Genomic DNA, 11982 nt, shown 5'->3' with positions numbered 1-11982 from the left:
CCCAATCGGATTTTAAATCTTTACTCAACGTTATGAAAAACTCTATGGTTAAGACGCTGAGTGATGTGATTGGTTACATTTATTTTTATTTTTTTTTTGAATTTTTTTGCGTTTGCTATTCAAAAAGAATATTAATTAAATGTAACTATAAGATTACTAGGCAATTACGACACAATCGCCGCGTTCTATCTCGTGTTCTATTTTTTTGTATTTCACATCTTTTACCACGCGACCATCGCGGTATTGCACCGTTACTTTTTGGTTCCGGTCGGCAATTTTGATGGTACGCACAGGTGCTTGCTTTTCTGCCTGACGGGCGGCGTAGGCATTGGGCCCGCCTCCAGGGGTTTCTTCTTCGGTTTCGTCGTCGTGGCGGTTGGTCTGCAATTGTGGCTCAGTGCGGCGCGTTTGGCGAGGAGCCTGCTGCGGTGCTTCCTCCTGCGGTATGTGCGCTTTCATTAAGAAACTGATGGTTTCAAAATTCACTTTGGTCATCAGTCGTTTGAACAACTCTACAGATTCGAATTTATAAATCAACAAGGGGTCTTTCTGCTCGTAGGCGGCATTTTGTACCGATTGCTTCAAATCGTCCATGTCGCGCAGGTGCTCTTTCCACTCTTGATCGATGAGCGAAAGTACCACAAATTTCTCCATTTCGTGGATAATTTCACGGCCATTGGTCTCGATGGCTTTTTGGAGATTCACGCCGATTTGGGTTCCCTTGATACCATCCGTAAACGGAATGACAATCTCATTGATGGTGGCGCCACGCTCGGCTGATATTTGCTTCAACACGGGCAATACTTGCTCGGCAATGACTTTGTTTTTGGTCAGATAGTGCTTTTCTGCCGCGTCGTAAAGGCGCTGAGTACGTTGTTCTGGCTTGAGCTTGGCGTATTCTTCGCGGGTAAATGGAGGCTCAATTCCAAAATTGGTGATGGCCGCCAATTCAAGCTCTTCGTAATTATCTTCGGTATTGGCCAAGGCTTCGTTGGCTACGTCGTACATGGTGTCGGCAATATCAATGGCCAAACGGTCGCCGAATAGGGCATTGCGGCGGCGTTTGTAGATATTTTCGCGTTGCATGTTCATGACGTCGTCATATTCCAATAATCGTTTACGCGTTCCGAAGTTGTTTTCTTCGACTTTCTTCTGTGCTCGCTCAATGGATTTTGACACCATAGAGTGCTGAATCACTTCGCCTTCTTCCAGACCCATGCGATCCATCACGCCCGCGATCCGGTCAGAACCGAACATGCGCATCAGGCCGTCTTCCAACGACACAAAGAACTGCGACGAACCTGGGTCACCCTGACGACCGGCACGTCCGCGCAACTGACGGTCAACACGGCGGCTTTCGTGGCGCTCCGTACCGATGATGGCCAATCCACCCGCTGCTTTCGACTCGGCGGTCAGCTTGATGTCGGTACCTCGACCTGCCATGTTGGTAGCGATGGTCACGGTGCCGGGCTTTCCTGCTTCCGATACAATCTCGGCTTCGCGTTGGTGTTGCTTGGCGTTCAATACTTGGTGTGGAATCTTGCGTAGGGTAAGCATACGGCTCAATAACTCCGAGTTTTCGACCGAAGTCGTACCCACCAGTACTGGACGTCCTTTGCCAACGAGTTCGACGATTTCGTCTACTACAGCGTTGTATTTTTCGCGTACCGAACGGTACACTTTGTCTTCCTCGTCTTTCCGAACGGCTGGGATGTTGGTCGGAATGCTGACCACGTCCAGTTTATAAATCGTCCAGAATTCTCCCGCTTCGGTTTCGGCCGTACCCGTCATACCGCAAAGTTTGTGGTACATACGGAAGTAGTTTTGCAGCGTTACGGTGGCGTAGGTTTGGGTAGCGTCTTCTACTTTTACGTTTTCTTTGGCTTCTACCGCTTGGTGTAAACCGTCTGACCAACGGCGGCCTTCCATGATACGGCCCGTTTGCTCATCCACGATTTTTACCTTTCCGTCCATAATCACATAATCCACATCTTTCTCAAAAAGCGAGTAGGCTTTCAACAACTGCTGAATCGTGTGGACCCGCTGCGTTTTGATTGAATAGTCACGAATGACTTCCTCTTTGCGAATCAGTTTCTGCTGGTCGTTAAGTTCAGGGTCTTTATCAATGATGTTCAACTCAATGGATAAGTCTGGCATGACGAAAAATGCAGTGTCTTCGCTTTCACCAGTAATATAGTCTAATCCTTTTTCCGTTAACTCAATGCTATTGTTTCTTTCTTCAATCGTGAAATACAACGGAGCATCGGCCTGCGGCATCAATTTTTGGTTTTCGGCCAAATAGATCTTTTCGGTTTCCTGCATCAGGGTTTTCATGCCCGTTTCACTCATAAATTTAATGAGTGGTTTATATTTTGGAAAACCACGGTGGGCGCGGAACAATGCCAAACCACCTTCTTTCTTGTCGCCAGCCGCAATTTTCTTTTTGGCTTCGTTGAGCAAATCCGTTACGAGGCGTTTTTGGGCTTCCACAATGCGCGCCACGCGGGGCTTGAGTTCGGCAAAATCCTGCTCGTCGCCGCGCGGTACTGGACCGCTGATGATGAGTGGCGTACGGGCGTCGTCGACCAACACGGAGTCAACCTCATCGACCATCGCAAAATGGTGCTTGCGCTGTACCAATTCCTCGGGGCTGTGGGCCATGTTGTCGCGGAGGTAGTCAAAGCCAAATTCGTTGTTGGTTCCGTAGGTAATATCGGCCAAGTACGCCTGACGACGCGCAAAGGTATTGGGCTGGTGGCGGTCGATACAATCGACGCGCAACCCGTGAAATTCAAACAAAGGACCGTTCCACTCGCTATCGCGACGGGCTAGATAGTCGTTAACGGTTACAATATGTACTCCCTGACCCGCAAGGGCATTCAGGAACGCAGGCAAGGTAGCAACGAGCGTTTTACCTTCTCCCGTGGCCATTTCGGCGATTTTTCCTTGGTGTAGCACCGTTCCTCCGATGATTTGAACATCATAGTGAACCATGTTCCATTTGATAGGGTGGCCGGCCACGTCCCAAGTGGTGTTCCAAATGGCTTTTTCGCCGTTGATGGTGATGTGGTTTTTCTTTGCCGCCAACTCATGGTCTATAAACGATGCCGTCACTTCGATGGATTCGTTCTCAGTAAAGCGTCGCGCCGTTTCTTTTACAATGGCGAAAGCCGTGGGCAGAATGTGCAGCAGAACTTTTTCCAGTTCTTTGTCGCGCTCTAAGCCTAGGGCGTCAATTTGCTTGAAAATCTCTTCTTTGGCGTCGACATCCATCTCGACATCGTCGGTGATGCGTTGGCGCAAAGCGGCGATTTGATCATCTATGGTTTTAAGCTGGCCCGCAATGTATGTTTTGAGTTCTTGGGTCGCATTACGCAGTTCGTCGTGGCTGAGGTTACGCAGTTTAGCAAATTCAGTATTTACTTTTTCTACGTAAGGGGAGAGTTCTTTCAAATCGCGGTCTGCCTTCGTTCCGAACAATCCCGTAAAACTTTTAGTGAGGAATTTTATCATTTCAAAATACTGTGTTTCTTGTTTAATAAATTTCTTTTCGATCACCTACATCTAAAATATCGACAATTCTGATTTTGTCTTTTATGTCGTAGATAATGCGATAATTACCTTGTCTAATTCGATATGCAGCTCTTCCTTCCAATTTCTTAAAGCCAGCGGGGCGGGGATTAATCGCTAAATCAAGAATCCCTTTTTTTATCCTTGAATAATCAGGGTCTTTTATCTTTTCGATTTGTTTTGCAACTCGTTTGCTGATAAGGACCTGATACATTAAGAACTCTTTTTGCGTTTTGCTTCAATTTGTTCGAAAACAGAATCTGCCGGCAGAAAAGTATCTTCTCCCTTGGCAATGCGTCGTATGGCTTTATCGTAAGCCGAAATATCTTCAATGTCATCTTCGCTGAAGTTCTCAGTCTTAACCCGCATCTTTTTGAGTAACTGCGTTATCAACTGATATTCTTCTTCGTTAGCTGGTTTCACCAATATCGCGCCCATGCCGTTGTTTTTTTCGCAAAGTTAGCTTTTTGTCAATAGTTTAATAACAATATTCGCGCTACAATATTTTATTAGGACAAAATGGCAGTGAAACAAAAGCTGGCTGACAGGTTGCCAATGCACAATCAGGGGATGTTTTCTGATATATAAAGTTAAAAAAAAGTAGTGGTATTGTGCTTTTAGTAGGAATTGGGAAGCCCAAACTTATTATATACACATACACCTAAAAACAGCGTATTTTTCATCATGAAACAAGGCATATGGATAAGTATTGTTCTTTTTTTTAGTATTCATTTTCTGGGCTTTGCCCAATCTGACTGTACCTGTCTTTCTTCTCTTGATTCTCTGAGGAATAAAATTGGTCTCAATTATGCAGGGTATGAAGATAAAGTCAACGAGAAAACGAGGAGCCATTACGGGCGTATGGTTCAGGAGCTGCGTGCATTGGCTTCTAAATCTCCTGATCGACGTGCGTGTTTTAAGTTATTGGCACGTTATGTCAATTTTTTTGAGGATAAACATTTGCAAATTGGTGATTACCATCCAGATGATTTTACGCGTATATATGAATTCTTTACCGAAAAAGATGCACGGCAACTGCTCAGGAATGCTTCCATTGACAGCCCAGAAGGCATTTGGATTGAGCCTTCTGGAGAAAAAAAACTGGCAATCTTAAAAGACGGTAAACGCCCTGGCATCTTTAAAGCATTAGTGATTCAAAGCAGTGATTCCAACTTCAAACCCGGGCAGTTGTATTACAGACTACAAAACAAAGGGGGTTTTTATGAGGTCGAATCGTTGGGGAATGCCTTATTGAGTGCCAAAAGTCGCGGAAAACATTACAAAAACCTGTTCTATAACTACGGCCCCTGGATGCGGCAGTATCCTCATCAGCCCGACTTGGCCGAGCAGCGGGAATTTGAGGCATGGAAAAATAACGGCAAGGGCCTGATGTGCTACAAAATGACCGACAGTGTGGTTTGTCTCAAAATCCCAACCTTTGGTATGCAGGGAAATCAGCTGGAAAGTTTTGTAAATAAATATGATTCGCTTATACGTGCTACCCCCTATTTGATTGTAGATGTACGCCACAACGGAGGCGGGAACATTGGCATGGAAGTGCTGTTGCCTTATCTGTGTTCGGAGCCGTTTGTAGTCAAAGGGGGCTTGATGAAGTCGTCCGAAGATAACAACCGGGCGTTTGAGTCTGATTATGCAGGAGACACAGTGCTGGTCAGAAGACTTCGTCAGAATGTAGGTAAACTAGTTTCTCAACCCGACCTTTCATTACAGTATGAACCGCTGCCCAATCCGAAAAAGGTGGTTATACTTCAAAATGATCAGTGCGGCAGCGCAACCGAATATTCTCTTCAAATTGTCAAAAATTTTAAGAAAGTAACAACAATGGGCGGATTTACGATGGGAATGATGGACTACGGAGATTTACGTGGACCAGCGGACTTGCCTTGTCGGGACTTTAAATGTGTGATTCCTATGGTAAAATCTCCCTGGACCGACACGGAGCCAATTGATCGAACGGGTATTAAACCAGAGATACGAATTCTGTTGCCGGAATACGAATGGCCGGCTCGGGCGGTGGAATATTTACAGGGAAATTAATCGGTTTACGCTGAAAAAGAAAGTAGTTGAAACCCTTTAAATCCTTCTGTAAGCCAAGACACTAAACGCCTTTTACCATGTTAAAACAAACAGCCTCTATTTTCTTTTTTGTACTTGCTGCCTTTTTTGCTAACGCCCAATCTCCCAATACGCTTTCGGCACAGGAGAAAAAAGAGGGCTGGCAGTTGCTTTTCAACGGCAAGGACGTCAGCGGTTGGCATTCTTACGGAGCCAAGGGCATTGGCTCGGCATGGATTGTGGAGCAGGGCGCGTTAAAACTAAACGTTCCCCAACGTGCCGGAAACAAAGCGCCCAACGGCGGCGATATTGTAAGCGAAGTGCCTATCACTGGCGATTTTGAATTTAAGGCCGATTGGAAAGTAAGCCCGTTGGCCAACAGTGGTATTTTCTTTTTTGTCAAAGAAGCCGCTCAATACAAAAATATGCACGATACGGGGCTGGAATTGCAGGTACTTGACGATAAAATCTACGAAGGAGCGGCGGAGAACAAACACCGAGCAGGCGATTTTTTTGGTGTTGCCAACGCCCGTATCAGAGAAATAAACCCCGTGGGCGAATGGAATTCGGTGGTGTTTAGCGTTCGAAAAAAGAAATTGACCGTAATGCTCAACGGTTTTGTGGTGCAAGAACACGATTTGACAAGCGCTGATTGGAAGCAGCGCGTGGCGGGTAGCGGATTAAAAAACGCCCCGATTGCTCAGGGCGTCTTTACTGGATTGTTGGGTTTGCAAGATTGGGGCAGCACGGTTTGGTACCGCAATCTCAAACTCAGAAAGTTATAGGAACTTCCACAATTGTATTATCCCAGCCCATGCGCAGGATGGCGTCGGTGCCTTTGGGGAATTGGATGGAAAAATGCTCAAGCGGAGCATCTGTCGATTTCTTTGAAGGCACCGTAAAGCGTGCCACATCGTTGGCTTCTTTGTATTTAAAGGCGCCCCAATAATCGAGGTCAGAATTCAGAATGATGGTCCACTCGGTTTCTCCAGGGATAGTGAAGAGTGAATACGTACCCGCTTTCACTTTTTTGCCTTGAATGGTGGCGTCTTGATAAAACTTAATCTCGGTGTTTTCGTTTGCGCCCGTCCGCCATACTTTACCGTAAGGAACCAGTTTGCCAAACACTTCACGGCCATTTTTAGCAGGGCGGCTATAAGTGACACGCACGAGGGCTTTTTCACCATCTTTGCGGTCGTGGGCAAAATGGTCAGGGAAATAAGCATAATCCAACGAACTTTTGTCAACCGCTCTGAAACCCTGCGCGTAGGCTCCTAATGCGAGTAAACTTAGCATGCAATAAATGAGGGTGGTCTTTTTCATTGTATTTGTGAGAATTAAGTGGTTTCTAGTTTGTGGGTATAAAGATTCTTAAACCTTTCATTTACAGACTATCGCATACTTGGACGCGGCAACACGGGCAGGCTTTCGTGCCCTTCTTCGTCCACGGCCTGAACTGCAAAAAAGTAATTGTCTTTGGAATACGGTAAGGTTAGGCCGTTTTTGTCGGTAAAAAACTTCTTTTGCCAAAACGGCATGTGCGTTTCGCGCATAAGTACGTAGTAGCCTTTCACTTTGCCAGCTTTTGGAGTTTGCCAAAAGAGAGAGGTGGTATTGGTGAGATTGCGGGCTTCGAGCGTTACGTTTTGGGGCATAGCGGGTGCTTTGGCTAAGTTGGCCAGCGATGCTAAATTGAGGCAAGTGTTTTTACGCAAATATTCAAAGTCCATGTTTTTGGCGTAATCGCCGTATTCTACGCCTTTTTCCGTACGCAAATCTTGGTGTTGATTGTTGAAATTTTCGTTCATTTCGGTGATACGTACCGCCGCAAAATCGCGGTTGACAAACGGCGTATGGTCGCCGCCGCGCAGGTAGCGGTCGTTGCGGTAGATCAGCCGTACTTCCAGATTATCGACATACCGTTCGCCCACTTCTTTCACGTAACGGGCCAATGTACGGGCTTTACCGTCGTTTTCGGCGCCGTATTGCCGAACGCCCGCCGCGCGTTTGTCGGTCTCAAAGCCTGATAAACCTTCGCTAAAAATTCGGATTTTGGTGTTGTCAATCAGGCGGGTGTCGGGGCTGTGGTTGGAGCCCATGATGTCGTTGTTGAGCAATGCTTCGAGGTTCCATTTTTCGTTTACAGCACGCTCGGCCAAATGATTAGCCCCCAATAAACCCTGCTCTTCTCCGCTTACGGCCACAAAAATGATGGTGGCTGGAAAGGAATATTTGCTCATCACACGCGCCAATTCAATCACGGCTGCCGTGCCGCTACCGTCGTCGTTGGCCCCAGGAGCGTCGGATTCGCGATTGCTGATGTTGCTTACGCGGCTGTCAATGTGCCCGCTGACCATGAAAATACGGTCGTCGTTGGGGTCGGTGCCTTTGAGGGTTGCCATTACGTTGCCGATTTCCTGCGGTTGATCCACACGCCGCCCGTCGGGTTGGAGCATCCATGTATCAATGGTGGCGGTCATGCGTCCGCCCGATTGTTTGGCAAATTCATTGAAACGACTCAATACCCATTTTCTTGACGCGCCAATCCCGCGTTTGGGGTCGGTGACGGTGCTCATGGTGTGGCGGGTGCCAAAACTAACGAGTTTGTCGATGTGACTGCGCAGGCTGTCGGGCGATACCTCCGCCAGCATGGCCGAAATCATCGGGTCGCGCTGGATGACCTGTTGAGCAGAACCATTAAATGCAAAAAGGGTGCAGAATAGGAGGAGGGTAGTTGTTCTTTTCATACGGTTTGATTAGAAGGTTGATGACAAAGTAACTTATGGCAGCGCCGAAAAGTTAATCGTTGGAATTCTATTTGCGGCATCCCTCCTAAATGTGCCGTCGAGCGGGACAAAATCGTTGAAAAAACCGCAGTTGCGCAGGTAAAAGCTACCGTTGGAAAGACCGCCCGCATAATCTTTTCGATAGTTTTTGCGGGCGGTGTTGTCGCCCGTAAATTTGGCTTCAGTGAGTTCTTTCCATTGCCCCGATGTGGTACGGACCCATTGGTTGCTGTACAGGCCCATTCGGCTGCTGTTACCAGTTTCGGGGATGAAATTTTCCAGAAATGAGTGCAAAGATTTTAAATAGGTAGACGTTTTTGGGCGGTTGAAACTTGCAATCAATCGCCATTTATTTTCTTCGGGCGCAAAAAAGTAAGCAGTATAAGTAGTGTAATTGTTGGCCGTGGGTTTGCCTTGTAGCAAAAATTTGTAAGTGTTTCCCGCCTTCCAGTTGTACTTCAGGTAGCTCTGTCCGCCTGCACCTTCGTTGCCAAATTCGCCCGTGTATACATCGGCCCCTTTTTTGAGCATCACTATTTTTTGTTCGTCAGGAATGGCTTTGGGGTTGTCGGTTTCGAAGGGGCTCCATACCGAAAACAGAACCCGCCGCTCGGTGGGAGAATTGACCTGAATGCCAAAATACCCTTCCTTAAAACCATTGGCCATAAAATAAGAGCCGATGACGTCCTGACCTTGGGGAATGGTAAGTTCATTGTAAAACCATTCAATATCTTCATTGGCGGGTAGGGGGTAATTCAAATGGACGGATGGCCCACGGCGTCCCCAATAAAAATATTCGCCCACATTGTTTTTCACAAAAACAGTTTCGGCATTGACAGCGCTACCGCTCACACCGACGCTTTGTGCCGCGCCAAACGTGGCCCCTGTTTTAGAAATACCTTGTAAATCAATGCTTAAATAGCCAGGTTCTTTTATCACCCATTCGCCAACAAAATATTCCTGCGTTCCTTCAGAAGTAACCATAACGGGTAGCGTTTTGCCCGCCACCGTAACGGTGGCTTTACTTTCTCCGTTGGCGGTAATCATGACGGAAACCTTCAATTTCCCTGGCTGATTTACCCTCAAAAATGTTCGACAAACGGTTGAGGGATTTGCCCATTGTTCAAACCCATTTTTGGTTATCTTCTCCGATTTATTGGCGTTGATGAGCCACGCATTTCCGCCGATAGGGATAGTTTGTTTATTGGCTTCGTGGCCATTGGGAATCGTTTGCGAAGCTACCCCGCCACTGATGAAGAAGACAGCAAAGATGAAATAAATGAATTTAGAGGGAAATGTCATCAGGGAAGAAGTTGTTTTAGTTCTTACAAAGAAAGGCTGTTTGTTGATAAAACTAATGGACTTAAATTGCCTGTTACGTGTCATTATAACCATTGGTTATAAAACATAGGTTTTTATGATTGGCGCGTGAATCAACTATAATTTACTTTTGGGCACGAATTGAGAAATAAGGCACAAAATGTAATCGAATAAGTTCTCATTGATTAAACGCACGAATAATTACCAAAGGTTATGATTACTACAGATATATGCATCATTGGCGCGGGGCCCGTTGGCTTGTTCAGCGTGTTTGAAGCAGGATTATTGAAAATGCGGTGTCATCTGATTGATGCGTTGCCGCAAATAGGGGGACAGTTATCAGAAATTTATCCCCAAAAACCCATTTATGACATTCCGGGCTATCCCACCATCAAGGCGCAGGAGTTGGTGGATAATCTAATGCTGCAAATCGCGCCATTTAATCCCAGTTTTACCTTGGGCGAACGGGTCGAAACAATTGATAAACAGGAAGATGGTTCAATGATTGTCAAGACGTCGGATGCTACCGAAGTGCATTGCCAGGTGGTGGTCATTGCGGGCGGATTGGGGTGCTTTGAGCCCCGCAAACCAGAGATTGCTGGCTTGGAGCATTTTGAAGGAAAAGGCGTAGCCTACATGGTGAAAAATCCCGAAAAATTCAGAGACAAAGAAATTGTGATTGCGGGCGGCGGCGACTCGGCGTTGGACTGGACGGCGTATCTGGCCGACATCGCCAAGACCACTACCTTGATTCATCGTAGCGATACGTTCAGAGGGGCGCCTGACTCGGCCGAAAAAGTGTTTGCGTTGGCTGAACAGGGTAAAATTAACCTCATTTTACAATCAAATGTGGTGAGTTTGAACGGCAATGGACACCTGAAAGAAGTTGTGGTGGCGGGCAAAGATAAAAATAGCTATGCGGTACCTTCCGACTATTTTATTCCGCTGTTTGGCTTAAGTCCCAAATTGGGGCCGATTGCTGAGTGGGGGCTGAACATCAATAAATCAGCGATTGAGGTAAACACCTTTGACTATTCCACCAATGTGGAGCGTATCTACGCAATTGGCGACATCAACACCTATCCTGGGAAACTCAAACTCATTTTGACGGGCTTTCACGAAGCGGCTATGATGTGCCAAAGCGCCTTTAAGTTCGTTTATCCCAACCAACACCTCAGTTTTAAATATACGACGGTCAACGGGGTGAACGCTTTTTAACTACCTTACTGATACAAAAAAATGATACAATTCACCATAGAAGATGGAATAGGAGAGCGTCAGACGCTCGAAATTCCTGAAGGCATCGGCTTAAATTTAATGGAAGTCTTAAAGGCCTCTGAGTACAATATCTTGGCTACCTGTGGTGGCATGGCGCTGTGCGCTACCTGTCACGTCGAAATTTTGGACGGTGGCGACAGCCTGGCTCCCGTCAGCGATGCCGAACTGGACATTTTGGACACCCTGCCTTCGGCCACTTCGTGCAGCCGTTTGGCGTGTCAGTTGCGCGTGGATGAAACCATGGTAGGCACAACTTTCAAGATTCGCGGCGAAGAGCATTAATATTTCCTGCTATCGTCTTACTCCTTCACCACTTCGCGGTGAGGGAGTATTTTTTTTATGGCTATTTTCTAAAACAAATTTGGGTAAGTAGCTCATTATCAAAGTGTAGTGCGTGTTTTGTAAAATACTTCCTAAAATTGTGCACAATGCCTGCTACGTTGGTCACTTTAATCGTATATACGTCTTAACATGTTTTTAACAAGCAGGGTGTGGTGACGTCAAAACCTTCCTGTGTTAAAGGGCCTGTTTTTTTTAATCTTTCCACTCATTATAAACGCTATCCAACAATGAAGGCATTACTAAAAAACCTCGTACCTGTTCTTTTAATGACGATTGGAATGACGATTAACGGCTACTCGGCTAGCTCTGGCTCAGAGAAAACTTCGACGTCAACAATGACTCCCGCGCAAGCGGAGGCAATGATGAAACGTTTGGAAGAAATTAAAGCAATGGAACCCGACAATTTGACCCGCAGCGAGCGCAAAGCCGTGCGGAAGGAAGTGAAGGGAATCAAAAAAGCAATGGCGAGCTACAACGGCGTTTATCTTTCTGTTGGGGCCATTATTATCATTGTTTTGTTGCTGATTTTGATTCTTTAATCCGAACTTTCAGCAGTATCATCCACCAGTTTAAGGTTCCAAAGAAAAGCGTCGCCATGATTAGATGGCGA

11 protein-coding genes are annotated in these 11982 nt (G+C 46.3%); 5 read left to right on the top strand and 6 right to left on the bottom strand.

Annotation, left to right across the window (positions count from 1 at the left end; all coding sequences use genetic code 11):
- Window positions 1–156: 156 nt before the first annotated feature.
- The 3 genes from secA to DR864_RS08670 are packed head-to-tail and all read right to left on the bottom strand — an operon-like array spanning window position 157 to window position 4008.
- Window positions 157–3513, bottom strand: coding sequence for a preprotein translocase subunit SecA (secA, locus tag DR864_RS08680; protein ID WP_114070211.1), 3357 nt, complete (start codon window positions 3511–3513; stop codon window positions 157–159).
- A 22-nt stretch (window positions 3514–3535) separates the two neighbouring features.
- Window positions 3536–3784, bottom strand: coding sequence for a type II toxin-antitoxin system RelE family toxin (locus tag DR864_RS08675; RefSeq protein WP_114066590.1), 249 nt, complete (start codon window positions 3782–3784; stop codon window positions 3536–3538).
- A complete protein-coding gene (locus DR864_RS08670) occupies window positions 3784–4008 on the bottom strand; it encodes a hypothetical protein (protein ID WP_114066589.1) in 225 nt (74 codons plus the stop codon). The genes DR864_RS08675 and DR864_RS08670 overlap by 1 nt, the downstream gene beginning before the upstream one ends.
- A gap of 246 nt (window positions 4009–4254) precedes the next feature.
- On the opposite strand from DR864_RS08670, the gene DR864_RS08665 reads away from it, so the two are divergent.
- Both DR864_RS08665 and DR864_RS08660 read left to right on the top strand, forming a co-directional pair.
- Window positions 4255–5628 carry a S41 family peptidase gene (locus DR864_RS08665; RefSeq protein ID WP_114066588.1) on the top strand — a complete coding sequence of 458 codons (1374 nt, stop codon included), beginning with the start codon at window positions 4255–4257 and terminating at the stop codon, window positions 5626–5628.
- Between the two features lie 77 nt (window positions 5629–5705).
- Window positions 5706–6431 (top strand): 3-keto-disaccharide hydrolase, encoded by a 726-nt coding sequence (locus tag DR864_RS08660; RefSeq protein WP_114066587.1) that lies wholly within the window; start codon window positions 5706–5708, stop codon window positions 6429–6431.
- On the opposite strand, the gene DR864_RS08655 is transcribed toward DR864_RS08660, so the two are convergent.
- The 3 genes from DR864_RS08655 to DR864_RS08645 all read right to left on the bottom strand — a co-directional run bounded on the left by DR864_RS08655 (window position 6418) and on the right by DR864_RS08645 (window position 9734).
- Complete coding sequence (locus tag DR864_RS08655) at window positions 6418–6969, bottom strand: DUF2911 domain-containing protein (protein ID WP_114066586.1); 552 nt, start codon at window positions 6967–6969, stop codon at window positions 6418–6420. The two genes, DR864_RS08660 and DR864_RS08655, sit on opposite strands and share 14 nt — an antisense overlap.
- Before the next feature lie 68 nt (window positions 6970–7037).
- On the bottom strand, window positions 7038–8393 hold the full coding sequence (locus DR864_RS08650) for a M20/M25/M40 family metallo-hydrolase (RefSeq protein WP_114066585.1): 1356 nt from the start codon (window positions 8391–8393) through the stop codon (window positions 7038–7040).
- A 33-nt stretch (window positions 8394–8426) separates the two neighbouring features.
- Window positions 8427–9734: a DUF3472 domain-containing protein gene (locus DR864_RS08645; RefSeq protein WP_114066584.1), complete on the bottom strand. Its 1308-nt coding sequence runs from the start codon at window positions 9732–9734 to the stop codon at window positions 8427–8429.
- A 231-nt stretch (window positions 9735–9965) separates the two neighbouring features.
- On the opposite strand from DR864_RS08645, the gene DR864_RS08640 reads away from it, so the two are divergent.
- The 3 genes from DR864_RS08640 (at window position 9966) to DR864_RS08630 (ending at window position 11911) form a co-directional block, all read left to right on the top strand.
- Entirely contained in the window at window positions 9966–10970 is a 1005-nt protein-coding gene (locus DR864_RS08640; RefSeq protein WP_114066583.1) for an NAD(P)/FAD-dependent oxidoreductase, read from the top strand.
- A gap of 21 nt (window positions 10971–10991) precedes the next feature.
- On the top strand, window positions 10992–11312 hold the full coding sequence (locus tag DR864_RS08635) for a 2Fe-2S iron-sulfur cluster-binding protein (protein WP_114066582.1): 321 nt from the start codon (window positions 10992–10994) through the stop codon (window positions 11310–11312).
- Between the two features lie 287 nt (window positions 11313–11599).
- Window positions 11600–11911, top strand: coding sequence for a hypothetical protein (locus DR864_RS08630; protein WP_205319221.1), 312 nt, complete (start codon window positions 11600–11602; stop codon window positions 11909–11911).
- The last annotated feature ends 71 nt before the right edge of the window (window positions 11912–11982 follow it).

The organism is Runella rosea (assembly GCF_003325355.1).
Classification (GTDB): domain Bacteria; phylum Bacteroidota; class Bacteroidia; order Cytophagales; family Spirosomataceae; genus Runella; species Runella rosea.
Note: the sequence above shows the minus strand (reverse complement) of the source record. Positions and strands in the feature narration are given on the sequence as shown.